This is a genomic window from Streptomyces sp. NPDC038280 (assembly GCF_055600045.1).
Window position 1 is genome coordinate 128,061 of the sequence record NZ_JBVJYZ010000010.1, and the last position, 26,736, is coordinate 154,796.

Annotated in this window: 24 protein-coding genes; 9 read left to right on the forward strand and 15 right to left on the reverse strand. The window is 71.7% G+C overall.

The features are described 5' to 3' along the window. Positions 1 to 6: 6 nt before the first annotated feature. Together ACZ7J0_RS21190 and ACZ7J0_RS21195 are read right to left on the reverse strand one after the other, a co-directional pair. The gene (locus ACZ7J0_RS21190; RefSeq protein WP_470889518.1) at positions 7 to 1,140 is read right to left on the reverse strand and encodes an acyl-CoA dehydrogenase family protein; all 1,134 of its coding nucleotides are present in this window, start codon (positions 1,138 to 1,140) and stop codon (positions 7 to 9) included. Next, positions 1,140 to 2,330 carry an amidohydrolase family protein gene (locus ACZ7J0_RS21195; protein WP_470889520.1) on the reverse strand — a complete coding sequence of 397 codons (1,191 nt, stop codon included), beginning with the start codon at positions 2,328 to 2,330 and terminating at the stop codon, positions 1,140 to 1,142. The genes ACZ7J0_RS21190 and ACZ7J0_RS21195 overlap by 1 nt, the downstream gene beginning before the upstream one ends. 135 nt (positions 2,331 to 2,465) lie before the next feature. On the opposite strand from ACZ7J0_RS21195, the gene ACZ7J0_RS21200 reads away from it, so the two are divergent. Continuing rightward, positions 2,466 to 3,965, forward strand: coding sequence for a class I adenylate-forming enzyme family protein (locus ACZ7J0_RS21200; RefSeq protein WP_470889522.1), 1,500 nt, complete (start codon positions 2,466 to 2,468; stop codon positions 3,963 to 3,965). Positions 3,966 to 3,986: 21 nt separating this feature from the next. Here ACZ7J0_RS21200 and ACZ7J0_RS21205 read toward each other — a convergent pair whose 3' ends face one another. Together ACZ7J0_RS21205 and ACZ7J0_RS21210 are read right to left on the reverse strand one after the other, a co-directional pair. Then, on the reverse strand, positions 3,987 to 4,505 hold the full coding sequence (locus tag ACZ7J0_RS21205; RefSeq protein WP_470889524.1) for an EF-hand domain-containing protein: 519 nt from the start codon (positions 4,503 to 4,505) through the stop codon (positions 3,987 to 3,989). 39 nt (positions 4,506 to 4,544) lie between these two features. Continuing rightward, positions 4,545 to 4,928 (reverse strand): STAS domain-containing protein, encoded by a 384-nt coding sequence (locus ACZ7J0_RS21210; RefSeq protein WP_468712052.1) that lies wholly within the window; start codon positions 4,926 to 4,928, stop codon positions 4,545 to 4,547. A 198-nt stretch (positions 4,929 to 5,126) separates the two neighbouring features. On the opposite strand from ACZ7J0_RS21210, the gene ACZ7J0_RS21215 reads away from it, so the two are divergent. Then, positions 5,127 to 5,708: a sigma-70 family RNA polymerase sigma factor gene (locus ACZ7J0_RS21215; RefSeq protein WP_470889526.1), complete on the forward strand. Its 582-nt coding sequence runs from the start codon at positions 5,127 to 5,129 to the stop codon at positions 5,706 to 5,708. Further along, positions 5,705 to 7,033: an anti-sigma factor family protein gene (locus ACZ7J0_RS21220; protein WP_470889528.1), complete on the forward strand. Its 1,329-nt coding sequence runs from the start codon at positions 5,705 to 5,707 to the stop codon at positions 7,031 to 7,033. Before ACZ7J0_RS21215 ends, ACZ7J0_RS21220 begins: the two co-directional genes overlap by 4 nt. A 96-nt stretch (positions 7,034 to 7,129) precedes the next feature. On the opposite strand, the gene purU is transcribed toward ACZ7J0_RS21220, so the two are convergent. Both purU and ACZ7J0_RS21230 read right to left on the reverse strand, forming a co-directional pair. Further along, positions 7,130 to 7,981: a formyltetrahydrofolate deformylase gene (gene purU, locus ACZ7J0_RS21225; RefSeq protein WP_470889530.1), complete on the reverse strand. Its 852-nt coding sequence runs from the start codon at positions 7,979 to 7,981 to the stop codon at positions 7,130 to 7,132. Between the two features lie 46 nt (positions 7,982 to 8,027). Beyond that, a complete protein-coding gene (locus ACZ7J0_RS21230) occupies positions 8,028 to 8,474 on the reverse strand; it encodes an SCO4402 family protein (RefSeq protein ID WP_470889753.1) in 447 nt (148 codons plus the stop codon). A gap of 169 nt (positions 8,475 to 8,643) precedes the next feature. Between ACZ7J0_RS21230 and ACZ7J0_RS21235 the strand changes: the two genes are divergently transcribed. Further along, positions 8,644 to 9,924: an ABC transporter substrate-binding protein gene (locus tag ACZ7J0_RS21235; RefSeq protein ID WP_470889532.1), complete on the forward strand. Its 1,281-nt coding sequence runs from the start codon at positions 8,644 to 8,646 to the stop codon at positions 9,922 to 9,924. A 50-nt stretch (positions 9,925 to 9,974) separates the two neighbouring features. On the opposite strand, the gene ACZ7J0_RS21240 is transcribed toward ACZ7J0_RS21235, so the two are convergent. From ACZ7J0_RS21240 to ACZ7J0_RS21265, 6 genes are all read right to left on the reverse strand, one after another. Continuing rightward, on the reverse strand, positions 9,975 to 11,441 hold the full coding sequence (locus ACZ7J0_RS21240; protein WP_470889534.1) for a hypothetical protein: 1,467 nt from the start codon (positions 11,439 to 11,441) through the stop codon (positions 9,975 to 9,977). Between the two features lie 113 nt (positions 11,442 to 11,554). Next, positions 11,555 to 12,757: a 3-hydroxybenzoate 6-monooxygenase gene (locus ACZ7J0_RS21245; protein ID WP_470889536.1), complete on the reverse strand. Its 1,203-nt coding sequence runs from the start codon at positions 12,755 to 12,757 to the stop codon at positions 11,555 to 11,557. Between the two features lie 138 nt (positions 12,758 to 12,895). Continuing rightward, positions 12,896 to 14,107 carry an MFS transporter gene (locus ACZ7J0_RS21250; protein ID WP_470889538.1) on the reverse strand — a complete coding sequence of 404 codons (1,212 nt, stop codon included), beginning with the start codon at positions 14,105 to 14,107 and terminating at the stop codon, positions 12,896 to 12,898. An 85-nt stretch (positions 14,108 to 14,192) separates the two neighbouring features. Beyond that, positions 14,193 to 15,779, reverse strand: coding sequence for a class I adenylate-forming enzyme family protein (locus tag ACZ7J0_RS21255; RefSeq protein ID WP_470889540.1), 1,587 nt, complete (start codon positions 15,777 to 15,779; stop codon positions 14,193 to 14,195). After that, positions 15,776 to 16,753 (reverse strand): amidohydrolase family protein, encoded by a 978-nt coding sequence (locus ACZ7J0_RS21260; RefSeq protein ID WP_470889542.1) that lies wholly within the window; start codon positions 16,751 to 16,753, stop codon positions 15,776 to 15,778. Before ACZ7J0_RS21260 ends, ACZ7J0_RS21255 begins: the two co-directional genes overlap by 4 nt. Before the next feature lie 147 nt (positions 16,754 to 16,900). After that, positions 16,901 to 18,292, reverse strand: coding sequence for a transcriptional regulator (locus ACZ7J0_RS21265; RefSeq protein WP_470889544.1), 1,392 nt, complete (start codon positions 18,290 to 18,292; stop codon positions 16,901 to 16,903). A gap of 350 nt (positions 18,293 to 18,642) precedes the next feature. On the opposite strand from ACZ7J0_RS21265, the gene ACZ7J0_RS21270 reads away from it, so the two are divergent. From ACZ7J0_RS21270 to ACZ7J0_RS21285, 4 genes are all read left to right on the forward strand, one after another. Further along, positions 18,643 to 19,329 (forward strand): bifunctional DNA primase/polymerase, encoded by a 687-nt coding sequence (locus ACZ7J0_RS21270; RefSeq protein WP_470889546.1) that lies wholly within the window; start codon positions 18,643 to 18,645, stop codon positions 19,327 to 19,329. Between the two features lie 42 nt (positions 19,330 to 19,371). After that, positions 19,372 to 20,211, forward strand: coding sequence for an ABC transporter ATP-binding protein (locus ACZ7J0_RS21275; protein ID WP_470889548.1), 840 nt, complete (start codon positions 19,372 to 19,374; stop codon positions 20,209 to 20,211). After that, positions 20,208 to 21,845 carry a transporter gene (locus ACZ7J0_RS21280; protein WP_470889550.1) on the forward strand — a complete coding sequence of 546 codons (1,638 nt, stop codon included), beginning with the start codon at positions 20,208 to 20,210 and terminating at the stop codon, positions 21,843 to 21,845. The genes ACZ7J0_RS21275 and ACZ7J0_RS21280 overlap by 4 nt, the downstream gene beginning before the upstream one ends. 304 nt (positions 21,846 to 22,149) lie before the next feature. Beyond that, complete coding sequence (locus ACZ7J0_RS21285) at positions 22,150 to 22,605, forward strand: subtilase-type protease inhibitor (protein WP_470889552.1); 456 nt, start codon at positions 22,150 to 22,152, stop codon at positions 22,603 to 22,605. Positions 22,606 to 22,630: 25 nt separating this feature from the next. On the opposite strand, the gene ACZ7J0_RS21290 is transcribed toward ACZ7J0_RS21285, so the two are convergent. From ACZ7J0_RS21290 to ACZ7J0_RS21300, 3 genes are all read right to left on the reverse strand, one after another. Further along, positions 22,631 to 23,608 (reverse strand): hypothetical protein, encoded by a 978-nt coding sequence (locus tag ACZ7J0_RS21290; RefSeq protein WP_470889554.1) that lies wholly within the window; start codon positions 23,606 to 23,608, stop codon positions 22,631 to 22,633. A gap of 85 nt (positions 23,609 to 23,693) precedes the next feature. Then, a complete protein-coding gene (locus ACZ7J0_RS21295) occupies positions 23,694 to 24,557 on the reverse strand; it encodes an alpha/beta fold hydrolase (RefSeq protein WP_470889556.1) in 864 nt (287 codons plus the stop codon). Between the two features lie 494 nt (positions 24,558 to 25,051). Continuing rightward, positions 25,052 to 25,744: a metal-dependent transcriptional regulator gene (locus tag ACZ7J0_RS21300; RefSeq protein ID WP_470889558.1), complete on the reverse strand. Its 693-nt coding sequence runs from the start codon at positions 25,742 to 25,744 to the stop codon at positions 25,052 to 25,054. Between the two features lie 230 nt (positions 25,745 to 25,974). Between ACZ7J0_RS21300 and ACZ7J0_RS21305 the strand changes: the two genes are divergently transcribed. Next, positions 25,975 to 26,730 carry an SIS domain-containing protein gene (locus ACZ7J0_RS21305; RefSeq protein ID WP_470889560.1) on the forward strand — a complete coding sequence of 252 codons (756 nt, stop codon included), beginning with the start codon at positions 25,975 to 25,977 and terminating at the stop codon, positions 26,728 to 26,730. The last annotated feature ends 6 nt before the right edge of the window (positions 26,731 to 26,736 follow it).

The window sequence follows — 26,736 nt, forward strand, 5'->3', positions numbered from 1 at the left end:
GGGTGCTCACCGCCCCTTCGGCAGGCCGAGGATCCGCTCGGCGACGATGTTCCGCTGGATCTGGGAGGTGCCCGCGGCGATGGTGTACGAGAGCGAGGACAGCCGGTCCAGGGTCCAGTCGCGCGACAGATCGAGCGCGTCGGCGCCGAGCACCCGGGCCGCCGTGTCGTACAGCTCCTGGCGGGCGTGCGAGTAGCGGAGCTTGAAGACGGAGCCGCCGACGCCGGGGACGCCTCCGGTGGCCTCGGCCTCGCTGACGTTCCACTGGATGAGCCGCCAGAGCGCGCGGAACTCGGCGTTCAGCCTGCCGAGGACGCGCCGCAGCGCCGGGTCGTCCCAGCGGCCGTTCTTCAGGGCGGCGCGCGCGAGGTCGCCGAGGACGCGGCGGCAGGCGACGACCTCGCCGACGAAGGCGGTGCCCCGCTCGTACGACAGGGTCACCATGGTGACGCGCCAGCCGTCGTTCTCCTGACCGACCCTGTTCTCCACGGGCACCCGGACCTCGTCGAGGAAGACCTCGGCGAACTCCGTCGATCCGGCGAGGGTCCGCAGCGGCCGTACGGTGATCCCCGGCGCGTCCATGGGCATCGCCAGCCAGGTGATGCCGCGGTGCTTGGAAGCCGACGGGTCGGTGCGGACGAGCAGTTCGCACCAGTCGGCGACCTCGGCGTGCGAGGTCCAGATCTTGGAGCCGCTGACCACGTAGTGATCGCCGTCCCGTACGGCCCTCGTCCGCAAGGAGGCCAGGTCGGAGCCGGCGTCCGGTTCGCTGAAGCCCTGGCACCAGACCTCGTCGCCGCGCAGGACGGGAGTGAGCCAGCGCTCCCTCTGCGCCTCGGTGCCCTCGGCGGCGATGGTGGGGCCCGCGTGGAGCAGTCCGACGAAGTTGGCGCCGACGTAGGGCGCTCCGGCCTGCTCAGTCTCCTCCAGGAAGATCAGCCGCTGGGTGGGGGGCGCGTCCCAGTGGACGTCGCCGTAGCCCGCGTCGTACAGCATTCGCTGCCAGGCGGTGTCGTACGCGCGCCGGCCGGGCCAGTCGAGCGGGTCGGGCCGGGGTGGCAACGTGGGCAGCACGTCCGCGAGCCACGCCCTCAGACGCGCCCGGAAGGCGTCCTCCTCCTCCGTGTACGAGAGGTCCATCAGACGAGGTCCAGGCCCAGCATCCGGATGGCGTTGCCGCGCATGAGCTTGTGGACGGTCTCGTCGTCGAGGCCCTTGACGTGGTCGAGGGCGACTTCCTTGGTGTGCGGGAAGGTGGAGTCGACGTGGGGGTAGTCGGTCTCGAAGGTGGCGTTGTCGCGGCCGACGACGTCGAGCGACGCGATGCCGTGCTTGTCGCGGAAGAAGCAGCAGAACATCTGCCGGTAGTAGTACGTGGACGGCGGCTCGGGGATCAGATCGCGCACGCCGCCCCAGGCGCGGTGTTCCTGCCACACGTCGTCGGCGCGTTCGAGGGCGTACGGGATCCAGCCCATCTGGCCCTCGCTGTAGGCGAGCTTGAGCCGGGGGAACTTCACCAGGACCCCGCTGAAGAGGAAGTCCATCATCGAGGCCATGGCGTTGTTGAAGCTGAGGCTGGCCTGGACGGCAGGCGGCGCGTCGGGCGAGGCGGCCGGCATCTGGGAGCTGGAGCCGATGTGCATGTTGACGACCGTGCCGGTCTCCTGGCAGATGGCGAAGAAGGGGTCCCAGTAGCCGGAGTGGATCGACGGCAGTCCCAGGTAGGTGGGGATCTCGGAGAACGTCACGGCCCTGACGCCGCGGGCGGCGTTGCGCCGGATCTCGGCCACGGCGAGGTCGATGTCCCACAGCGGGATGATGCAGAGCGGGATGAGCCGGCCGCCGCTGTCACCGCACCATTCCTCGACCATCCAGTCGTTGTAGGCGCGGACGCAGGCGAGGGCCACCTCCTTGTCGTGGGCCTCGGCGAAGGTCTGGCCGCAGAAGCGGGGGAAGGTGGGGAAGCAGAGGGACGCCTCGACGTGGTTGAGGTCCATGTCCTTGAGGCGGGCGACCGGGTCCCAGCAGCCCCGGCGCATCTCGTCGCGGGTGATGCCTTCGAGGGTCATGTCATCGCGGTCGAAGCCGACGGCGGCGATGTTGCGCTTGTACGGGAACTTCAGGTCCTCGTAGATCCACCAGTCCGTCGGCGGTCCGTCGGGGTCCATGGTGATCTGGTACTTCCCGCCGACGTAGGCGAGCTCGCCGATGCCCGCCGTGAGGGGCTTGGGCCCCCGGTCCCGGTACTTGGCGGGCAGCCAGGTCTCGAAGAGGTGGGCCGGCTCGATCACATGGTCGTCGACGCTGATGATCCGCGGCAGTTCTGTCATGATCCCCTCCGCATATCTGATGACCCGTCAGATAGCAGGCTAGCCCCGCACCCCTGGACCGACAAGGAGCGGGGCCCTACGCTCTCCGCACCATCTGACTAACCGTCAGCTCGCATCGGCTACGAGGGGATCGTCGTGACCGACACCGCACACGCCCTGGGCGCCTCCCGCACGCTCTGGGAGCTCGTCGAACGCCGCGCCGCGCTCACCCCCGACCGGCCCCTCCTCCTCCAGGACGACCGCGTCCTCACCTTCGGCGAGCTCCGCGACCGGAGCGAGCGGGTGGCCGCCGGCCTGTACGCCATGGGAGTGCGACCCGGCACCGTCGTCGCCTGGCAGCTGCCCACCCGGATCGAGACGGCCCTGCTGTCCTTCGCCCTCGCCCGCCTCGGAGCGGTCCAGTCACCCGTCATCCCCTTCTACCGGGACCGGGAAGTGGGCTTCGCCCTGCGGGAGTCCCACGCCGAGTTCTTCGCCGTACCGGGCCGGTGGCGCGGCTTCGACCACACGGCGATGGCCCACCGGCTCGGCGCCCGGGGCGTCTTCGAGGCGTACGACTCGCTCCCCGACGGCGACCCGGCCGTCCTGCCGCCGCCGCCCGCCGAGGGCACCGACGTGCGCTGGATCTACTGGACCTCGGGCACCACATCGGACCCCAAGGGCGTTCTGCACACCGACCGCTCACTGATCGCGGGCGGCTCCTGCCTCGCGCACGCGCTGCGCCTGACCCCCGACGACATCGGCTCGATGGCCTTTCCGTACGCCCACATCGCCGGCCCCGACTACACGGTGATGCTGCTCCTCTACGGCTTCCCCGCGGTGATGTTCGAACAGTTCGCGCTGCCCGACGCCCTGGAGACGTACCGCAAGCACGGGGTGACGGTGGCCGGCGGCTCCACGGCCTTCTACTCGATGTTCCTGGCCGAGCAGCGCAAGCAGCCCGGCGAGAAGATCATCCCGACGCTGCGGCTGCTGGCCGGCGGTGGGGCGCCCAAACCGCCGGAGCTCTACCACGCGGTCGTACGGGAGATGGGCTGCCAACTCACCCACGGCTACGGCATGACCGAGGTCCCGATGATCACCATGGGAGATCCCGACGACACCGTGGAGAACCTGGCGACCACGGAGGGGCGGCCCCCCGAGGGGATGGAGATCCGGATCGTCGACGGCGAGGTCCGGCTGCGCGGCGAGGCCGTCTGCCGGGGCTATCTCGACCCCGTCCAGAGCGCCGAGGCCTTCGACGCGGACGGCTTCCTGATCACCGGAGACGTGGGACATCTGACCGGCAGCGGTCATCTCGTCCTCACCGGACGGATCAAGGACATCATCATCCGCAAGGGCGAGAACATCTCGGCCAAGGAGATAGAGGACATGCTCCACCGCCACCCGGGCGTGGGGGACGTCGCGGTGATCGGACTGCCCGACGCCGAGCGGGGGGAGAGGGTGTGCGCCGTGGTCGAACAGCCCCCGGACGCCGCGCCGCTGACGCTGGAGTCCCTCACCGCACATCTGCGCGACGAGGGACTCTCCGTGCACAAGCTCCCCGAACAGCTCGAGGTCGTCGACGCGCTGCCGCGCAACGAGACCCTGCGCAAGGTGCTCAAGTACAAACTGCGCGAGCGGTTCGGGAGGTGAGGGGCCCTTACGGACCGGGTTCTACGCGTCGGGCAGGGGCGTCACGTAGTACGCCGCGAACGCGGACAGGACCTCGCCCTCGGTGATCCGGCCGTCGCCGTCCGCGTCGAGGGCGGTCACCACCCGGGGCGCGACGGCGGGTTCCACGCCCAGGGCCTCCAGCACCCGCCGCGCCGCGTCGAGGCTCATCCCGTCGCCCCGCTCGTCGGCGACGGCGATCACCGCGTGGAGGAACGGACGGGCGATCTCCGCGAACCGCTCGGGGTTGTCCCGCAGTCGCTTGACCGCGCCCGTGATGAACTCCGGGCGGGTGACCTTCTGGTCCCCGTCGACATCGGCGATCCCCGCCATGCCCTGCCAGAACGCCTCCGCGCCACTGTGCAGCGCCTGCCCCCTGTCGCTGCGGGCGGGCGTCCCGAACGCGGCGAGGACGGCGGCGGCCGCCGCGCTGAAGTCCTGGCGGTCGATCCAGCCGTTGCCGTCCTGGTCGAAGGTCGCGAACCGATGGGCGATCCTGCGCTCGTACTCTGCGCTGTCCATGCGGGGAGGGTAAGGCCTCGGGCGCGGATCGCGCCCCTGTTACGCGGACAGGGCCTGCAGCTCGTCGCCGTCCTCGTCGGTGGCCGCGTCCAGGTCCGGGTACACGTCGAAGAGGCGGCGCACACCGAGGGCGGACAGCACCCGGTTCACGTGCGAGCCCTCGATCGCGCCTCGGGCCGGGAGGATGAGTCGCAGGCGGCCCTGGCAGGAGCGCATCAGGCGGCGGCTGGCGATCAGCATGCCGATACCGCTCGAGTCGCAGAACACCACGCCCGACAGATCGAGCACCACGTCGTGGCGTCCGACGGCCACCGCGTCGTGCACATGCTTGCGGACCATGGGGGAGGTCACGAGATCCAGCTCACCCCGCATACGCACGACGGTCCATGCGCCCTGCTCGGATTCGACGACGTTGAGCGTCACGCGTCCGGCCTTTCCTGGGAAACGGAGGGAGTTGTTCCCACCCCGCTGCCCCGTCCCGCCTGGATGAAACCAACTCGGCCCGGAGTGACGCGTTCCTTACCATCGAGGAAGGGCCGCGGGGCGTACTTGCCGCAAAGAGCGGGCCTTGGGCGGTACCGCCCACTACATTCGAAGGGACTCGGGCCGGGAGGACGTCGTATGGCGAAGGACACACCGCCGCGCTGGGACCGCAGGATGCAGCAGCGGTTGGCGCGCGGTGAGGCGGCCGCGCTCGGCGAGCTCTACGACCGGTACGCCTCCCTGGTCCACAGCCTGGCCCACCGGGTCCTCGAGGACGACGCGGCGGCGGACCAGGTGACCCGTGAGGTGTTCGGCCACATCTGGGAACACCCCGACACCTACGACCCCAAGCAGGGCAACCTGCGCTCCTGGGTGGCCAAGCTCACTCACCGGCACGCGGTGCAGCGCCTGCGGGAGACCGAGGCGGCGGCGTACGAGCAGACCGGCGAGGGCTCGGCCGAGGAGCTCGAGCAGAAGGTGCGCCGGGCGTCCGTCGCGGCCCGCGCCGACTACATCGTGACCTCCATGCCGGCGCCGCTGCGGGCCGCTCTGGAACTGGCGTACTTCCAGCGCCGCGACTACCGCCAGACAGCGGCCGACCTGGGCGTCACCGAGGACGAGGCCCGCCGGCGTCTGCGGCTGGGTCTCCAGCTGCTGTCCACCGCGAACACCCGCCCCCTGGAGGGCTCCTCGCCGCCCGGTTACGGACGCAACCTATGACCGGCCCGCTGAACGGCGGCCATGGCGGCCCGGACGACGACCAGGGACCCGACGAGTTCCGCGGCGCCCCGCGCATACCGGCGCCCCGGCACGCGGCCGACGACCACGCGGACCTGTCGGGTCCGCCGGCCGCCGCGCCCCCGCGTCCGGCGGAACCGCAGAAGCCCCATGACCTCCAGGAGCCCTCGTCGGAGGTCCCGCACGTGTCGCACGGTGTCCTGAAATCGCTGCTCGGGGCCTGGGCGCTGTCCGCCTGTTCCCCCGAGGAGACCCGCGCCGTCGAGGAGCACCTCACCGAGTGCGCCCCGTGCGCCGACGAAGCCCTGCGGCTGCGCGACGCCGTCGGACTGCTGCACTCCGAGCGGGATCTGGACCTCGATCCGCTGCTGCGCTCCCGTGTCCTGGAGAACTGCCTGGTCCGCCGTCCCGCCCGGATCCCCGTGCCCGACTGGGCCACGCCGTACGACGCGGAGACCGCGCGGCTCGACGCGCTGCTCCGGGACATCGGCGACTCCGAGTGGCACGCCCCGGTCCGGCTGAAGTGGTTCGAGGGCGAGCGGCAGGTGAGCCGCCGCACCACGGTCGCCGGCGTCATAGGGCATCTGATGACCGTGGACGGCCTGGTCGCCACGTCGCTCGGCCTGGACGACCCCCTGAGCTCGGGGCCGGGCTCGACATCGCCCTCGGCCCACGCGACGCACTCGCCGACCGAGCGCACCGAGGCGTACTGGCGCGACGCCCACTTCCCGCCCACCAGAACCGTCCGCGGACCCTGGCGGGACCAGAGCCACACCCTGATCCGCACGGTCTCCTTCGCGGGCCGCGGGGTCGCCGAACTGTCGGTGTCCTACGGGGACTTCGCCCTGCCGCTGCGGGACTCGCTGCTCGACCGGGCCTTCGAGTGCTGGCTGCACGCGGACGACATCGCGGCCGCGGTGGACTATCCGTACGACCCGCCGAGCGGCGCGCATCTGCACGGCATGATCGACCTGGCCGCGCGGCTGCTTCCCGCCGCGCTCGCCGACCGCCGCCGCAGCGGACTCGCGGCTCCCGCCCGGCACCTGGTGGCCGCGGGCGCCCCGGGCCGCTCGCTCCATCTGGAGGTCGAGGGCTCGGGCGGCGGCCACTGGTACATCGCTCTGGACTCGCCGGCCGCGCTGGGCTCACCGGACCGGGCGGTGGCCCAGGTGGCGATGGACGGCGTGGAGTTCTGTCAGCTCGTGGCCGGCCATGTCTCCCCGGAGGAGGCGGCCGCCGGCCAGGACGGCGACCGGGAGGCGATCAGGGACGTCCTGTTCGCGGCCGCGTCCCTCAGCAGGCTGTAGGCCACCGGTTCGCCGGAGGGGCTTAGGTCGTGTCCGGAAAGTCTTGCCTGGCGTGCGACGCCCTTCGGGCGGACGGCCATACCTTCCGGACACGACCTAGGTGAAGACGACCGTGCGGCGGCCGTTGAGCAGGATGCGGCGCTCCGCGTGCCACTTCACCGCGCGCGCGAGCGCCTGGCACTCCACGTCCCGGCCGATCGCGACCAGCTGGTCCGGGGTGACGTCATGGCCCACCCGCTCGACCTCCTGCTCGATGATCGGGCCCTCGTCGAGGTCGGCCGTCACATAGTGCGCGGTCGCGCCGATCAGCTTCACGCCGCGGGCGTGCGCCTGGTGGTAGGGCTTGGCGCCCTTGAAGCTCGGCAGGAAGGAGTGGTGGATGTTGATGATCCGGCCGCTGAGCTGCTTGCACAGATCGTCCGAGAGCACCTGCATGTAGCGGGCCAGGACGACCAGTTCCACGTTCTCCGCCCGGACCAGGTCGAGCAGCTCGGCCTCGGCCTGCGCCTTGGTGTCCTTGGTGACCGGGATGTGGTGGAAGGGCACGTCGTACGAGGCGACGAGCTCGGCGAAGTCGGTGTGGTTGGACACCACGGCCACGATCTCGACCGGCAGCGCGCCGATCCGGTGGCGGAAGAGAAGATCGTTCAGGCAGTGCCCGAACTTCGACACCATCAGCACGACGCGCATCCGCTCGTCGGCCCGGTGGATCTGCCAGTCCATCTGGAAGGAGTCGCCGACGGCGGCGAAGCTGGCGCGCAGCTTCTCCACGGTCACCGGCGCCTCGGCCGAGAAGTGGACGCGCATGAAGAACAGACCGGTGTCCCGGTCTCCGAACTGCTGACTGTCCTCGATGTTGCATCCCGTGATGAACAGATAGCTCGACACGGCGTGCACAATGCCCTGTTTGTCAGGGCTGGAAAGCGTGAGGACGTACTGGTCGGTCATCCTCGCAGGATGCCATATCCGGCCGGGCCCGGCGGACGTCGGTCCGTCAGGCGGACCTCGTCATGATCCGCAGGACGTCCAGGGAACGCGGGGGCGCGTCCGGGTCGTCCCCGTCGCTCGCGGCCAGCCGCACATGCGCCTCGCGGGCCGCCCGTACCGCCTCCGGCCAGCCGTGGTGCTCCATGTACGCGGAGACCGGGGCGTCCGGGCCGACCTGGTGCATGATCCGGAGCACTCGCAGCACGGCGACGTCGACGAGCGCGGCCTCGCCGGAGTCGCGGAAGATCGTCCCGACGTACTTCTCGGCCGACCAGTTGTCGAGCCAGGTGTCCTCCACCAGGCGGTAGACGGCGTCGGTCACGTCGCCGTACCCCTCGTGGCCCGCCAGCCAGGTGTCCTGGTGGAAGACGGGATCGGAAAGCATGTGCAGCGCCGAGCGCACGTTGCTGCGCCAGCGCCACCACGGCATGTCGTTGAGCGGCATGCCGCCCATGGTGGAGGAGCGACGGCCGCGACGGGAAGAGTTCACCGAACTGGACACGTTTCGATCGTACGTTCCCCCCTCGCACCTGCTGACCAGCCCCCGCAATTCACCTTCCTGTCACCCACCGTTGAACCGCGCTCACCGCTGCGTTACCCGTGGGGCGGAATTGTGCATGCCCATGACCGGTAGGCGACGCCCCTCCAGCCCTCATACCTCCAAGGCCGTGACCTCACTGCTCGCGTGTACGGCGGCGATGGCGGCCGGCGCGGCTCTCCTCACCGGCTGCGGCGCACTCCCTGGGGCCACGGGGGGCTCCAGGGAGTCCGTGACCGTGATGACCTGGGCCCCCGATGGCACGAAAGCAACCAATATGCCGGGTATGCCCGCGATGGCCCAGGCATACGCGCGCTGGGTGAACGCCAACGGCGGCATCGACGGCCATGAGCTGCGCATCCTCACCTGCAACGAGGGAAACACCTCCGTCGGCGCGGCCGCCTGCGCCCGGCGGGCGGTGAGGGAGAAGGTCGCCGCAGTCGTCGGCTCGTACAGCCAGAACGGCCGCGCCTTCATGGCACCCCTGGAGGTCGCCGGCATCCCCTACATCGGCGGTTACGGCACCACCGACGAGGAGTTCACCAGCTACCTCTCCTACCCCGTCAACGGCGGCCAGGCCGCCCTGATCGCCGGGCACGGCATGCAGCTGGCCGACCAGTGCCGCCGGGTCTCGCTCGTCCGGCCCGACACCGTCACCGGCGACAAGATGCCCGACCTCCTCAACTCGGGCCTGCGCCAGGGCAGTCACCGCACCGCCGTCGACATCCCGGCCGTCGAGGACGCCGACGAGTACATCGAGCAGGCACGCCGGGCCCGCAGCCGGGCCGGTGACGAGGACGGCTGCGTCACCGCCGTCCTGGGCGAGCGCACCCAGAACTTCTTCGACTCCTTCCGCCGGCTGCCCTCGGACGGTCGCAAGGTCCGGGTCTCCTCGGTCCTCGGCAGCGTCGGCCAGCAGCTCGTGGACCGCACGGGCGGGGCGAACAGCCTCTACGAGGGGGCGTACGTCACCGGTTGGTACCCCGACGCGGGGGACGTGCGCTGGGAGCCGATGCGCAAGGTGATCCGCAAGCACGCCTTCGGCGACAACCGGATCGACCCGGCCGACGCCGGGGTGCAGACCACATGGATCGCGTACACGGTGTTCAAGCGGGTCGTCGAGTCGCTCGACACCGAGACCGTCACCCCCGCCAAGGTCTCCCGCGCCCTCGACAAGGGCGTCCGGGTCGACACCGGCGGCCTCACCCCACCGCTGCGCTGGCGCTACGAGGACATGCTCGGCGCCGCCGGGATGCCGCGGCTCGTCAACCACGAGGTGACGTTCCAAGTCGTGCGCCAGGGCCAACTGGTGGCGCAGAAGCCGGGCTTCGTCGACGTCGCCGAGACGATGGGCGGAACGCCGTAGCGGCGGCGTCCCGCAGCCGCGTCCTACGGCCCCGCCTTACAACCCCGCCGCTACAGCTGCGTGGAGCCGCGCTTGGTCAGGCCGTACTGCTCGGCGATCGCGTTCCACCGCGTCGACGCGTCCTTCTTCGCCGCAGTCGCCTCACCACTCGCCTTGGTGGCCAGACCCGTCTGCGGCGTGATGCGCGCCTTGCCGTCCTTGCAGCCCTTCTTGCCCTTCACCTGGCCCGCCCAGGCGGCGTAGTGGTCGTCGGCGGAGGCCGACGCCTGCCAGGCCTTGGTGAGCGCGGCCGTCAGCTCCGCGTTCTGCGGGAGCTTGTCGACCGTGATGCCTTCGAGCCGGGTGACCAGGCTGCGGCGCTGCGCGGCCGCGCCCCGCAGATCGTCGGCCGCCTGGTCGAGGTTGTCGCACTTCTTGATGTTCTCCACCGAACGGATCACCGCCGCACGGCTGTTGTTGCTGTCGGCGAGGAGCTTGTCGAGCTCCTTCGCCTGCTGCTCGGCCGGGTCGACGGCCTTCTTCGTGGGGTCGTCGGACGGCGCCTGGGAGCTGGACGCCACGGTCTGGCCGGCGTCCTTGTCCTTGTCGTCGCCGCCGCTGAGCAGGGCGCCGGCGCCGAGGCCCACGACCGTGCAGCCGATGACGACGGCGGCGATCAGGGCTACGGGCGACCTGCGGCGGCCCTCGTCGGGCTCGGAGTCGTAGGGCGGCTCGTAGGGCGCGCGCTGGTACTGCTGCTGCGGCGACTGCTGCTGGTACGCGGGCGGCGGCTGCCGGAACTGCGGCTGCTGCGGCGCCGGTTGCGGCATCTGCTGGGTCGAGTCGCTGCGGAAGAGGCTGTCGAACTCGGCCGGGGGCTGACGCTCGTCGGGCGTGCCGGGCCGGATGCCGTACGGCGCTCCGGGCGGCGGAGTGGGGATGCCCTGTGCCGGTATGGGCGCTATGTACTGGGTGGCTTCGGAGTCGGCGCTCGAGGCGGCGGGCGGCACGAGCGGACCCGTGCCCAGGAACTGGGTGGATTCCGTGGGCCGTTCCTCCGGGATGCCGCCCGGCATCGGACCCGGCATCGGGCCCGCGGCCGGCGGCATCGCGCCGGGGCCGACCGGCGGCAGGTACTGGGTCGCCTCCGCGCCCGACGGCGCCGGCAGGAACGGGGGTGCCTGCGGAGGCAGCGGCGACGCGCCCGCCCCGTACGGACCGGACGGCACCGGCGGGAGGTACTGCGTCGCCTCGGCCCCCGTCACGCCGGGAACGGTCTCCGGCGGCAGCGGCTGCGCTCCGTAGGGCTGGGCCGGGGGCTGTGCGGGCTGCTGAGCCGGGGGCTGCGCCGCGGGCGGTCCCTGCTGCTCTCCCGGGCCCCACGCGCCGCCCCAGGGCAGGCCGCCGGCCGGCGCGGCCCGGTCACCCGCGCCACCGGCCACCCAGGGCTCGCTGCCGTCGGACGGCAGCACGACACCTTCGCGCGCGGGCCGCACCGCCGGAAGCTGCGGCTCCTGGCCCTGTCCGCTTTGCGTCACCGGGACTCCTACCCATCAACCTACGGAATCGTCGGCTCACGCTACCGGGTGCGTCCAGGGCTCCGCACACGCGTGTGACCCCGGTAACAAGAACCCCCGGAAGGACGCAGTTATCACTCCTGCCGGTGCCCCGCGCTCGCGAGCCGGCGCACGCCGCCGGATCCGTGCAGCCACTCCACCGCGTCGTGGAGATCGTCGTCGGACATCGCCGACAGCATCGCGTTGCGCGCCACCGCCTCCGCGCCGGCCGGGTGGTAGAGCTGACGCCCCAGCTCACGGGCGAGGTGCTGGGTGCGGGCCGTCCGCTCGCGCCGCTCGGCGACGTACTTCTCCAGGCGCTGCGGCACCGTGTGATCGCAGTCGAGGATCTCGCCGAGGACGACGGCGTCCTCCAGCGCCATGCAGGCGCCCTGGGCGGCGTATTGGAGCATCGGGTGCGCGGCGTCGCCGAGCAGCGCGACCCTGCCGTCGGACCAGTCCTCAATGGGGTCCCGGTCGCACAGCACCCACGAACGCCACGACTCGCCGAGCTCCAGGAGCGCCCGGGCCCGCTCGCTCATCCCCGCGAACTCGCCGAGGACGTGGTCGCGGGCGGCCGGCCGGGCCACGACCGCCTCGGTGGCGCCGTCGTCGCGGGTCGCCGCGAGGTTGAGGGAGCGGCCGCCGTCGATGGCGTAGTGGACGAAGTGCCACTTGGGCCCGGCCCAGAGGGTGACCGCGTTGGTCCGCAGCTCCGTGGGGACCTTCTCCATGGGGATCACCGACCGGTAGATGGTGTGTCCCGAGACGCGCGGCTCGCCGTCGCCGGTCATCCGGCGGCGGACCGCCGAGCGGATGCCGTCGGCGCCGATGACGGCGGCTCCGCCGTGGCGGGCGCCGTCGTCGGTGACCGCCCAGGCGCGCTCGCGGTCCTGTTCGTAGCCGACGACACCGCTGCCGGTGCGCAGCTCGATCCGGTCGCAGGCCCGGGCGGCGTCCAGCAGCGGCTGGTAGAGGTCGCCCCGGTGCACGACCGCGTACGGATTGCCGAACCGCTCCCGGTACGCCGCGGTCAGCGGGAGCCGGACCACGCGTTCGCCCGTGGTGCCGTCCATGAGCTGGAGCGCGTCGATGAAGACGGCTCGGGCGCGGACGGCGTCGCCGACGCCGAGGCGGTCGAGGGCGTGGAAGGCGTTGGGGCCCAGTTGAATGCCGGCGCCGTATTCGGAGAACTCCTCGCGGCGTTCGAGGACGGTCACCCGGTGGCCGCGTCCGGCGAGGCCCACCGCCGCTGCCAGTCCGCCGATCCCTCCGCCGGCGACGATTATCTTCGACATGTTCTGCTGCGTCCCTTCGAACCTGGTGGGCGACGGCATGGCGCGCCGTCGCACGGGAAGCCGGCCCGAGCAGCGGGCCGGCGGTGGGCGGGGGCGCCGGGACGGCAGCGCCTCCGCTCATGTGCGGTGCGGTCGGGCTCAGTCGGCCCGGACCGCGCGCGGGGTACCGATGCGGCTGACCACGACGGCGATCAGGCCGACGACTCCGCAGCCGGCCAGCAGCCACGGGAAGGAGAAGGCGCTGATCACGGCCCCGCCGATGCCCGCGGCGACCGAAATGCCGAGGAACAGCGCGGCGCTGTTCCACGCCAGTACGGCACTGACCTGCTGCGGGAAGAGCTGGACGAGGCGGCTCTGCTGGGCCGGAAAGGCGGCGAACGCGGCGAAGGCGAAGACGAGCAGCGCCAGGCCGACGCCGACCGAGGTCTCGGCGCCGAACGCCAGCGCGACGACGAACTCCAGCAGGGAGAGCCCGAGAAGCGCGGCGGTCAGGGTGCGCCCGGCGCCCTTGGTGTCGGCCCAGCGGCCGCCGAGGAAGATGCCGGCGATGGCGCCGACGCCGTAGCAGCCGAGCAGCCACGGGGTGGCGCCGTCCATCGGGGACGTGTCGAGTGCGACACCGAGGAAGGTGTAGAGGCCGTAGACGGCGGCGGCCCACAGCCCGCACACGGAGACGGCGACGATCGCGAAGCCCTTGGAGAAGGCGCCCTCCTCGGCGCCCTCGGGTGCGGGGACGACGGCGGGCCAGGCCTTCAGGTTCACCGCGACCAGGACGACGGCGATGACACCCATCGCGCCGAAGATGGCCCGCCAGCCGACGTGGTCGACGAGCGCGGCGCCGATCGGGGCGCCGGCCCAGAGCGCGGAGAGCAGCCCGGAGACGGTCACGGCCATCCAGCGGGCGCGCCGCTCCGGCGGGGCCATCAGGCTGGTGAGGGCGTACAGCGTGGGGCTGGCCGCGCCGGCCGCCGCGCCGGAGACGACCCGGGTGATGACGACCCAGGTGTAGTCGGGGGCCAGGGCGGTGCCCAGGTTGGCGAGAGCGAAGACGGCCATGGCGAGGACCAGCATGCGGCGCTGTCCGATGCGGCCGGCGAGGCTGCCGAGGAGCAGCGCGGCGAGGAAGTAGGCGACGGAGAAGCTGGTGGCCATGAGGCCCATGCCGTTGGGGGTCAGGCCGTAGTCGTCGCCGATGCTCGGCATCAGCGGCGTGACCATGTAGAGCGCCAGCCCGATCATGAAGTTGGTCGCCCATGCGACGGCCAGGCGTACGCCGCCTCTGGGCGTACCGCCCGTTCCCGCCACGGCGCTGCCGTTCTTCGTACCGGTGGATGCTGTGTTGCCGGTCATGCCGGATTGCCTTTCTTCGGTGAGGTGGGGGGCGCCGCGCCCCGGGGGCGTCCCGCGGTGGGGCGGGGTGGACGCGGCGACCCGGTCAGGCGACGGCCGCGGGGGACGGCTCGCCCTCGCCGGAGGCGAGCCGTGCGGCCAGCTCCAGGCGCCGGATCTTCGAGGTCGCCGTACGGGGCAGGTCCGCGAGCCGCAGCTGTACGGGCGGGGCCAGGTCCGCGGGCAGGCCGTCGACGGCGGCGCGCCACCGGTCGAGGTCCAGCGGAAGGTCGTCGCGGGTGCAGAGCACCGGCACCGGCTCCTTCCTGGCGCCGGGGACGAAGACCAGCTCGGTCAGTTCGGGCAGCCGGGCGAGGACGGCGTCCTCGGCCTCCAGCGTCGAGCGCAGGGACGGGATCAGATCGACTTCGCGGTCCAGGAGATGCACGCAGCCCCTGGGGCTGAGGTAGCCGACGTCGCCCATCCGCCACCACTCGCCGTCGACCTGCCGCCGGTAGCGCTCGTCCTCGCCGTGGTAGGTCAGGGCCCGGCCGGGGGTGCGTACCTCGATGTGGCCCGGGGTGTCCGGTCCCGGCTCGACGCCGTCGCGGGCGACCACGCGGATCCGCGAGGTCCCCGGCAGCGGCCGGCCCAGGCAGCGGCCGTCGATGTCCGCGGCGCCGTGACGGGTGTAGGGGCGCCCGGCGACGGGCCCGCACTCGCTCTGCCCGTACAGCTGGTAGAAGAGCGGGAAGCGCCGCTCGGAGGCGGCGAGGAGCCGCTGGATCGTGCCGGGGTGGATGGCGTCGAAGGTGGAGCTGAAGTACTTGACCGTCGCGAAGGGTTTGCGCGGATCGTCGGCCAGGTGCTCCCACTCCATGAAGCTGTTGGGGTGGGTCTCCAGGAGGCCGGGCTCGGTCCTGGCGCAGAGCGCGGCGACGTGCTCCGGGTCGCCCTCGCGCAGCACGATGGCGGGGTTGCCGCGCGGCAGCAGGACGGCGAGCGCCAGGAACAGCCTCGAGTGCACGAACGAGACGTGGATCAGGGCGCGTTCGTCCTCGCGGATGGCGGAGGCGAGGCGTTCCTGCGGGCGCAGCCGGCCGAGCAGGGAGCGGGCCGTGTGCACCACGAGCTTGGGGATGCCGGTGGTGCCCGACGTGTGGGTCATCAGCGCCGGGCTCTCGGGCCCGGTGCGCACGGCGTCGACGGCGGGCGCGCCGGCGAGGCCCGCCAGGGACACGGCGCCGGGGTGCCGTCCGGCCGGGACGATCACCGTGCCGGCGAGGTCCGCGAGGTCGAGTCCGGTCAGGTCGCCGGTGAGCTTGGCCGTGTCGGTCAGCAGGTGCGGGCGGCCGAGGCGGCGCAGCAGTACGGCGACGGTGTCGCGGTCGAGCGCGGGCGACAGCATCGCGGGTACGGCACCGAGGCGGGCGGCCGCGCAGGCCAGGATGTAGAGGTCGAAGTTGGCCGACTTGTGCAGCGCGACGTGGTCACCGGGGCGCACGCCCGCCGCCCACAGCCGGGCGGACATGTCGGCGACGTACCCGGCGAGTTCGGCCACGGACATCTTGCGGCGCGCGTCGGGCAGGGCGTCGAGCCGGTGGTCGATCACGACGATCCCGTCGGGACGCCGGACCGCGGCCTCGTCGAGGAGGCTGCCCAGCCACAGACCGGTGCGCTCGTCGCCGCTCACGCGCCGGCCCTCTCGGACAGCCGCTGGGCGAGGGCGGGGAAGAGCCGCAGCGCGTTCCCGCGCTCGACCAGCGCGCGCTGGTCGCCGGTCCAGCCGGTGTGCGCCTCGATGCCCGCCCGGGACTCGGCCACCTCGGGCTGCTTCATGAAGGGGAAGTCGGTGCCGAAGAGGATGCGGCTCGGGTCGACGAGCCGGTCCAGGGTCGGCAGCGCGAACTCGTTCGCCGACATCGCCGTGTCGTAGTACAGCCGGCGCAGCGATCCGATGAGGTCGGCGGGCTGGCGGTCCTTGAGGTGGGCGCCGATGGTGGGCCCGTAGGTGAGGCGCTTGGCCAGGAAGGGCACGGTGCCGCCGGCGTGGGACAGGATCAGCTTCAGGTCCGGGAGCCGGTCGAGGACGCCGTTGAAGAGCAGGCTGGCGACAGTACGGGTGGTCTCGAAGACGAAGTCGTAGAGCGAGGGCGGCAGGTCGAAGGAGCGGACGTCCTTGGCGGGCGGGCTCATCGGGTGGACGTGCACGGGGACCCCGCGCTCGGCGAGCTCGGCGAGGACCGGCTCGAACTCGGGGTCGCCGAGGTAGCGGTCGCCGTAGCTGGAGAAAAGGCCGACGCCGTCGAGCTTCAGCTCGTCGAGGGCGTAGGCGAGTTCTTCCTTCGACGCGGCGGCGTCGGGCAGCGGCAGGACGGCGAACGCGCCGAAGCGGGTGGGCCGTTCGCGGACGATCTCGGCGAACGACTCGTTGACCTCGCGCGCGACGCGCCGCGTGGCTTCGGCGTCGCCGAAGTGGATGCCGGGCGCGGTGATGGACAGGACGGACGCCTCGATGGCGTTGTCGTCCATGATTTCGAGGCTGCGCTCGGCGGTCCAGGCCGGGTAGTCGACACCGGGCAGCGGCACACCGCTCGGCAGCGCCCGCGCGAAGGCCTCGGGCATGGCGTGGTGGTGGATGTCGATCAACCAGGGGCGAGCGCTCATTGTGTGTCCTATCAGCCAAGCCGGTACGGATTTCGGAAACGAACTTCCATTTCCGAGGCGCGCCCAGGTTGCTGATAGTTGTAAGCGACAGCAATGATCGATTCAACAATTTGTCAAGTATGGGGGGCCGTTGACGGCCCCCCACCCCTACGCCGCCTGGATCTCCAGACGCGCCGAGAACTCGCGCACCGACGGCTCCCTCCCGTACGGCTCCAACCGCGACTGGAGATCCTCCAGATACTCCGCACCCCGCATCGACCGCAGCGTGCCGAGCAGCTCCAGCGCCCTCGTGCCGGTGTGGCACGCCTGCTCCACCTCCCGCTGCTGCACCTGCGCCGAAGCCAGCAGGATCAGACCGATCGCCCTCCGCCTGGCCCGCGTCTCGGGATGCCCGTCGAGCGAGTCCGCGGCCGCCCGGGCCGCCGCGTCGGGCTGCCCCAGATCCCGGTGGCAGTGCGCCAGTTCGTCCGAGAGGTACGCGTGGTCGAAGTGGGCGATCCACACCGGGTCGTCCCCCGCGTCCGGATCGGCCCGGTCCAGCGTCGCCAGCGCCCGCCCCGCCACCTCCTGACAGGTCCGCGCGTCACCCAGCAGCGCGTGCCCCCGCGCCTCCGCCGCCAGGAACATCGCCTCCGCACGCGGCGTCACCTGCCCCCGGGCCCCCTCCTGCGCCGCCCTCGCCAACTGCGCGATCTCCCGCGGGTTCCCGAGCTGCGCCGCGAGATGACTCATCGACGCCGCCAGCACGTATCCGCCGTACCCCCGGTCCCCCGCCGCCTGCGCGAGCCGCAGCGCCTGGATGTAGTACCGCTGGGCGAGACCCGGCTGACCGGTGTCCACCGCCATGTATCCGGCCAGCTCCGTCAGCCGCGCCACCGCCGCGAACAGCCGCCGCCCCACCGACTCCCGGTAGGACCCCGAAAGCAGCCCCGACACCACACTGTTGAGGTAGTGCACGACCACCGGACGCACATGCCCGCTGCCGAAGCGATGGTCGAGATCGACCAGCGCCTGCGTCATCGCGAGCACCGCCTCCACGTCCGAGACGCCCACCCGCGCCCCGGCCGACCCGGCCGAGCGCGCCACCTGCGCGTCCGCGCCCGTGATCAGCCAGTCCCGGCTCGGCTCCACGAGCGCCGACGCGGCGACCGTCGAACCCGACAGGAAGTCCCGCCGGCCCACGTCACTGCGCCACAACTCGCAGACCTGCTCGATCGCGCCCAGCACGGTCGGCGAGAACTGCAGTCCCACACCCGACGCGAGGTTCTTGCCGTTGGCCATCCCGATCTCGTCGATCGTGACCGTACGCCCCAGCTTCCGCCCGAGCGCCTCCGCGATGATGCCCGGCGCCCGGCCGCGCGGCTGCTGTCCGCGCAGCCAACGGGCCACCGATGTCTTGTCGTACCGCAGATCGAGGCCGCGCTCCGCGCCGACCATGTTGACCCGCCGGGCGAGCCCGGCGTTGGAGCACCCGGCTTCCTGAATGAGCGCCTGCAGCCGTTCATTGGGCTGACGGGCGACGAGAGGCCTGGCTGCCATGACTACCCCCTGAGGCCGGTGAGCGATCACTGGCGTGATCACTGCCCGGCGAATATGCGGTCAATGCAGATGTGTACGCACCAATGCCGAAAGTTCGCCCGATCCAGAAACTTCATAAGACATCGGGCACTACGGGTGGTTCCGGTGGTTCCGGTGGTTCCGGTCGTTCTGGCGGTACGGATGATCAACGACGCGGCGGCCGCATCGACGCCTCACCGGTTCTGGCTACCCGCCCACCGCTCCCCACCCGCACGCGCGCCCCCGCCCGTGCACCCATGCGCCCCACATGCAGGATCGATGCACCGACCCCCGGCGCGCCGCGCCCGTAACCCGGGGTGGTGGCGGGAGTTGTGTTGTTCGTGGAAGAGACCATCGGAGTCACGGAAGCCGCACAGATCCCCAAGCAGCGAGGTGAACAGCTGCTGGACAGCGCCGTGCGGTACGCGGAAGAGCGGCACTGGGACGTGTTCCCCGGCACCTGGCTGGAGGCGGTGGACGGGGCGGAGAAGTGCTCGTGCGGCGCGGACGCCTGCCCCGCCCCCGGCGCCCACCCGGCCAGGCCGGACTGGGCGACGCAGGCCACCGGCAGCGCCGTGGCGGCCCGCCGGCTGTGGGGCAAGACCCCCAAGGCGTCGATCCTGCTGCCGACCGGACGGACCTTCGACGCGCTCGACGTGCCCGAGTCGGCCGGGTTCCTGGCGCTCGCCAGGATGGAGCGGATGGACCTCACCCTGGGCCCGGTCACCTGCACCCCTGACCGCCGGATGCTGTTCTTCGTGCTGCCGGGCGCGGCCGCCAAGGTCCCCGACCTGGTCCGCAAGCTCGGCTGGAGCGCCAGCGCCATCGATCTGGTCGGTCGCGGCGAAGGACACTACGTCGCGGCGCCGCCGACCCGGGTCGGCGGCCACGGCGCCGTGCAGTGGGCCCGCCGCCCGACCCCCGCCAACCGGTGGCTGCCGGACGCGGAGGAGCTGATCAGCCCCCTGGCCTACGCCTGCGGACGCGAGGCAGCGGCGGCGCGCGCTCGCCGACCGTAAGGTTGCCCCCGGGCGAACGGGGACGATCGAAGGGCTGAGCGCATGCCTGACGGGACAGTTGGCAAAGCAGCGGAAGAGGCTACGGAACAGGCGGGCGAAGCGTCGGGAACGACGCCGCCCGCCGTTCGCGTCGAAGGGCTCTGGAAGCGGTTCGGGCCACAGATCGCCGTGGCGGGTATCGATCTCGTCCTGCCCTCGGGCAAGTTCATCGGCCTCGTCGGGCCGAACGGCGCGGGCAAGACCACCACCCTGTCGATGGTGACCGGTCTGCTCCGGCCGGACCAGGGCACGGTGGAGGTCGGCGGACACGACGTCTGGCGCGACCCCGTCGCCGTGAAGTCCAGGATCGGCGTCCTCCCCGAGGGGCTGCGGCTCTTCGACCGGCTGTCGGGCCGCGAACTCCTCGCGTACACCGGGCGGCTGCGGGGGCTGCCCGGCGCCGAGGTCGACAAGCGGGCCGCCCAGCTCCTGGACGTACTCGACCTGTCCGGGGCGCAGCACAAGCTCGTCGTGGACTACTCCACCGGCATGCGCAAGAAGATCGGCCTCGCGGCGGCTCTGCTGCACAACCCCCAGGTGCTCTTCCTCGACGAGCCGTTCGAAGGGGTCGACCCGGTCTCCGCACAGACCATCCGGGGCGTCCTGGAGCGCTACACCGCCTCCGGCGCGACCGTCGTCTTCTCGAGCCATGTGATGGAGCTGGTGGAGTCGCTGTGCGACTGGGTCGCGGTCATGGCCGCCGGGCAGATCCGCGCACAGGGCTCGCTGGAACACGTACGCGGATCGGCCCCGTCCCTGCAGAGCGCGTTCCTCGAACTCGTCGGCGCGCAGGGCCGCGACGCGGGCGAGTCCCTCGACTGGCTGGGAGGTCCGGCGCGATGAGTCTCCGGACCGCCTCCCACCAGACTCCCGCCTCCTCCACCACGGCCTCCCTCACCCCCGTCTTCGTCCGGCTGAAGCTGTCGCTGCTGCGCAACGGTCTGCGCCAGTCCTCCAGCCGCACCGCCGCGTACGTCACGTCCGTCGTCCTCACCCTGCTCGCCGCCGCCGGGCTGCTCCTCGGACTGGTCCTGCTGCGCGGCAACGCGCACGCCGGCGCGCTCGCCGTGCTGCTGGCCGCAGTGCTCGCGGTCGGCTGGGCGGTGATGCCGCTGTTCTTCCCCAGCGGCGACGAGACGCTGGACCCCACACGCCTGGTGATGCTGCCGTTGCGGCCGGGACAGCTGGTACGCGCGTTGCTGGTGTCGTCCCTGGTCGGCGTCGGCCCGCTGTTCACCCTGGGCGCGGCGGTGGGCGCGGCGGTCGCCCTGGCACACGGCGCTCTCGCCGTGGCGGTCGCGGTCCTGGCCGTACCGCTGGTCCTGCTGGTCTGCGTGGCGTTGGCGAGGGCCGTCGCGGCGGCCAACATCCGGCTGCTCACCTCCCGCAAGGGCCGCGACCTCGCCGTTCTGAGCGGCCTGATCGTCGCGGTGGGGATCCAGGTCGTCAACTTCGGCGCACAGCGGCTCGGCCGGGGTGACGGGGCCGGCCTGGCGGCCCTGGACCCGGTGGCGGACGTCGTGCAATGGATCCCGCCGGCGTCCGCCGTCGGCGCGGTGCGCGCGGCGAACGAGGGCGCGTACATCACCGCTGCCACCCAGCTCCTGCTCACCGTCGCCGCGTTGGGACTGTCGCTGTACGTATGGCAGCGCAGCCTCGTCAAGCTCATGACCGCGCCGGACGGCTCGACCCTCCAGGCCACCGGGCCGGCGCGCGAGGAGTCGGCGTCCGGCTTCGGTCGGCTGCTGCCCGAGGGCCGTACGGGCACGGTGATGCACCGAAGTCTGCGCTACGCGTGGCGCGATCCGAAGACCAAGGCGGCCTGGGTCGCCTCGCTCGCGATCGGGTTGATCGTCCCGCTCTTCAACGCCCTTCAGGGCTCCGGCTCCGTCTACCTCGGCTGCTTCGCCTCCGGAATGCTCGGCATCCTGATGTACAACCAGTTCGGCCAGGACACTTCGGCCTTCTGGATGGTGGCGCAGACGATCTCCACACCGCGGGACGCGTACGTCGAGCTGCGGGCGCGGGCTCTCGCGCTGCTGGTGATCACCCTGCCCTTCACGGCACTGGTCATGGTCACCACGGCCGCGGTCCTCGGCGACTGGCGGTCCCTGCCGGACGCGCTCGGCGTCGCCCTGGCGCTGCTCGGCGCGACGCTGGCCACGGGGGCGGTGGCATCGGCGCGCTTCCCGTACTCGATCCCGCAGGACAGCGGCTACAAGAACGTGGCACCGGGACAGGCCGGACTGGCCTGGATCTCCATCATGGGCGGGTTGGTCGCGGCGGGGTTGCTGTGCGCGCCGGTGATCGCCGTGACGGTCTGGCTGCACGCGGCGGACCTGGAGGCGTGGCTCTGGGTGCTCCTGCCGACGGGCACGGCGTACGGCACCGTCATCGCCTGGGCGGGACTGCGGTTCGCGGCGCCGCAGGTGTCGGCGAGGTTGCCGGAAATCCTGACTGCGGTGAGCAAGGGTTGAGCCCGACAGACGGCTGAGGGGCGTGGGTTTCCGGTCGTCCGGAGCCCATCTTCACTTTTCCAACACACAATCAGTTCTGAATACCCGCAGGTCAGCAGCTCGTACGAGATTGAACCAAGGCGGAGAGTCCACATACTGGACGCCCCTCCCTGGCACCTGAGGCCGCCTCCCAACTGCCCGAACGACCAGTCGGTCGGGCATCCGGAACGTATGCGGCCGGAAACCGGCGCCCGATGTGCGATCACCCTCCGCTCCAGCAAGACTCCTGTCCGCAATCGCACCCACACTCGAAAGGGAAAAACTCGTGCGTTACCTCCGCAACACAATCGGCGCCACTACTGCCGCCACCGTGACCGGCCTCGCGCTCCTCAGCACGGCCACCGCGGGCATCGCACACGCCGAGCCCGTGCAGCGGCCGGCCTCCCTCTACGCCCCCTCGGCGCTCGTCCTCACCATCGCCAAGGGCGAGAAGGCCTCGACGGCCACGGTCGAGCGAGCGGTGACTCTGAACTGCGCCCCCACCCCGAGCGGCACCCACCCGTCGCCCGAGTCGGCCTGCGCGGAACTGGCCGCGGTGGACGGCAGCTTCACCCAGCTGACCGCGGGACCGAGCAACGTCCGCTGCACGCGCATCTGGGACCCGGTCACGGTCACCAGCGACGGCGTGTGGCAGGGCAAGCGGGTCCGCTGGACGGCCACGTACGGCAACCCGTGCGAGATGGTGGGCACCATGGCGGGTGGCACGGTCTTCTCGTTCTGACGCCCCGAGTGGTCCCCCCGGCGCCCTAAGTGGTCACCGCGGCTTCCGCCACGAGTGACCGCCAGGACGCCCTGGCCAGGCGCTCGGCCGGACGGCCGGCCTCACGACCGGCAGCCTGCGAACGGCAGCGAGGGCAGTACGTCTCGTCGCCGACAGGCCGGAAGACGTGATCGTCACCGGGTCCCTCGCAGGCGACCAGAGCTCCCGGAGCGGGCCCCGCCGGACGCGGCGGGGCGACGGGCAGCTTCTGGATCAGGCGGTGCCGCAGGAAGCCCACCGCCGAACGGACCCCGTCGCGTGGCAGCGAGGAGGTCAGGGCGTGCCGCAGATCGGCGGCACTGACCCCCGCTCTCAGCCACTCGGCAGCCAGCTCGGCAAGACCCCGGACCTCGCGGAAACCCAGCAGGAGCTCCCGGTGGCTGTGCCGCAGCGTCAGCAACACCCTCTCGGCCTCGGCCACTTCCGGTTCCACGGGAGCGGCCGGGGCCGTGACCGGTTCCGGGGCCGGTTCTTCGGGAGGTGGGTGGGGAGTGTTCTTCTCACCGTCTTCATCTTCCGGAGGGGAACCGCCGACTTTCCGGCCCGCCGTTTTGCCGACCGCCCGTTTGCCGACAGTCGGAGACTCGGGTGGTGACGGATCGAGGGGTACTCCGCTCCTCAGCCGGTTCGCCTCTTCACTCGTGAGGGGGACGTTCGCGAGCAGCTGGCCGGTGAGCCAACGCCCCCGCGCGGTCTGCCACTTCCATTCGTGAAGGAATCCGCACGCCACCAGCGCTTCCTTCGCCCGCTGGTACGCCCGGGGCTTCACGCCCAGGTCGGCGGCGTGCTCGCCGAGCGGCTTGGTGTCGGCGCCTTCGGGGAGCCCCTGGACGTGGACGATCAAGATCTTCGCGTCGCTGTTCAGACGCGGATGCCGTACGACATCACCGGGGATCCGTACGGCGTCGAAGTGAACGCCCGCATGACGGAGCGAATGTCCGGAGGCGGGAACCCAGGACGGCACCCTGCCAAGTGAGTTGCGCTCCCTCACCCTCACCCCCGCCGCCTGGGCCGGCTTCCTCCGTACCGTCGACGCCCAGTGACCGTGATCAGGGCGTCAGGACGCCGTCCAGGAACGGCTCGATCGCCGTGCGCCAGGCGTCCGGGCGGTCGTAGTGGACGAGGTGGCCGGCGTCCGGCACCTCCGCGTACTGGCCGTGGGGCAGGACCCGGACCATTTCCTGGGCCTCAGCCCTGCCCAGCTCGCCGTCCAGACCGCGCACCACCAGGGTCGGACAGGGGACTTGGGCCAGTGACTCCCAGTGGGCGTCGTGCACCCAGGTCTCGCGGGACTTCAGCATCTGGGCGCGGGAGAAGACCGGGCGCCAGCCGTCCGAGCGCTCGGCCATGACCTCGGCGAAGAAGGCGCCACGCGCCGGATTGGGCCGCTCCACCCAGGGGTCGTCCTCGCCGAACCACTTGCGGACGTCGGAGAGCGTGGCGAACGGGAGCGGCCATGACCGGAACCAGTCCTCCCACTCCCGCTGGGACGCGGCGCCCAGCGCCGAGGCCCGCATGTCGCAGATGATCAGGGCGCGGACGAGGTCCGGACGCTCGGCGGCGAGCTGCCAGGCCGTGAGGGCGCCCATCGAGTGGCCGATGAGCGTCACCGGGCCGAGGCCGAGCTGCTCGACGGCGGCCGCCGCGTCGGCCACGTACGCCTCGCGGGTGTAGGGGCCTTCGACCGGCTTGTCGCTGCGGCCGTGGCCCCGCTGGTCGAGGGCGACCGCGCGATGGCGCTCGGCCAGCCAGCGGGCGGTGGGCGCCCAGTGGGAGGCGCGGCCCATGAGCCCGTGGAGCAGTAAGACGCCGGAGGGCCCGTCCCCCTCGCCGTACCCCTTGGGCGGCTCGGCGAACTCCCAGGCAGCCAGGCGTACGCCATCGGTTCCGGTCACGTCGATACGTCGCACCATGTGCCCCTGGCACCCCCTCTTCCGTCCGCGTCGTACAGCGTCGTCAGACTATCGAACTCCCATTCGAAAATAGGGTCTCGACGCATAACACCGCTCGTTCGAGTGACCGCGCTCAAGGATTGACGCCCATCGCCGAGGGGAGATCTTCAGCGGGAGGCGGACCGCTCGGGGAAAACGGTCCGAAGGAGCCGACCCTGGGAGCTCGGGGCTCCGGGTCGGCGCGGGGGAGGACAGGCCCCGGCGCCCATGGGCGCCGGGGCCCTCCACATCTGCGTACCTGCGCGTGGACCGCTGTCCGTACGACGGGCGCATCGCACCGCTCCCTCCCCGCAGGCGGACCCGGCTGGCAAGTCTTGGACCAGCGTGGCACGCGATACGCCCGGCCGCTGCCATTACGGCCGAAACCGCGACTTCTGCGGTACCAGGCCTCCGCCCTGTGCGGGTGCGGCCCGCACCGGGGCGGCGACGTGGGAGCCAGTACCCACCTACCGCCGTCAGCGCTTGGCGACGAAGACGTGGGAAGCCACATCGGCCCCCAGCTCCGCGGCCTCGCCGCTGCTGCCGACCAGGACACCGCCGGGCGACTCCGTCACGCTCACCACGGAACCGGGCTGCACGCCCGCGCGCCGCAGCGTGTACATCAGCTGGGCGTCCGTCTGGATCGGCTCGCCGATCCGGCGGACCACCACGGTCTTGCCCTCCGGGCCCGCGTCCAGGTCCGCCAGGCTCACCATGTTGTCGTCCAGGAACGACTGGGCCTCCGCCTTCTCGCCCAGCTCCTCCAGGCCCGGGATCGGATTGCCGTACGGCGACTCCGTCGGGTGGCGCAGCAGCTCCAGCACGCGCCGCTCCACCGCCTCGCTCATCACGTGCTCCCAGCGGCACGCCTCGGCGTGGACCTGCTCCCACTCCAGGCCGATCACATCGACCAGCAGGCACTCGGCCAGCCGGTGCTTGCGCATCACGCGGGTGGCCAGCCTGCGGCCCTCGTCGGTGAACTCCAGGTGGCGGTCCCCCGCGACCGTCACCAGACCGTCGCGTTCCATCCGCGCCACCGTCTGGCTCACCGTCGGGCCGCTCTGGTCGAGCCGCTCGGCGATCCGGGCGCGCATGGGGACCACACCTTCTTCTTCGAGCTCGAGGATGGTGCGGAGATACATCTCCGTGGTGTCGATCAGTCCGGACATACGTGCCCCTCGATGCTGTGACATGAAAATCGTCGTGCGATGGCCCTGCCTCAATTCTGACGCATGGCGCTGACAACCGTGCCTCGCCGTGTGCTCGCCGATGGGCCCGGGCGCCGTGAGGGCCCGTGAAGACGCCCCCGGACCGGGTCAGCCGGTATTGACAGAGCAATGGTCCAGACCGCAACGTGATCCGCGACACTGGAGAGACCGAGGAGAAGGAGCTCCAGGCCATGAGCGAGAGCAAGCTGGCCGATCAGTTCTTCGACGCCGCGATCGGCCTGCTCCAGCGCGTGCGGGACGAGGAGTCCGACGGGATCGCCGCCGCGGGGGCCGCCATCGCCGACGCCGTCGCCTCGGGGGGCCGTCTCTTCGCCTTCGGCGCCGGGCACTCCTCGCTGGCCGCCCAGGACGTCGTCTACCGGGCGGGCGGTCTCGCCCTGATGAACCTGCTCGCCGTGCCCGGGGTGGTCGGCGTCGACGTCATGCCCGCGACCCTCGGCTCCGCGCTGGAGCGGGTCGACGGCCTGGCGGGCGCGGTCCTCGACTCGTCGCCGGCCACCGCCGGCGACGTCCTGATCATCATCTCCCTCTCCGGGCGCAACGCCCTGCCCGTCGAGATGGCGATGAACGCGCGGGCGCTGGGTCTGACCGTCATCGGCGTCACCTCGGTGGCGTACGCGACGGAGACCCGGTCCCGGCACGTCTCGGGGACGTACCTCAAGGACCACTGCGACATCGTGCTCGACTCCAAGATCGCGATCGGCGACGCGGAGCTCACCCATGAGGGCATCGAGGCGCCGTTCGCGCCGGCGTCCACCGTGGTCACCAGCGCCCTGATGCAGGCGACGATGGCGGCCGCGGCCGAGGAGATGGTGGCGCGCGGGATCGAGCCGCCGCTGCTCAGGTCGGGGAACGTGGACGGCGGGCACGAGTGGAACGGCCGCGTGATGACCGAGTACCGGGACCGGATCTTCTTCCGCCACTGAGCGCTC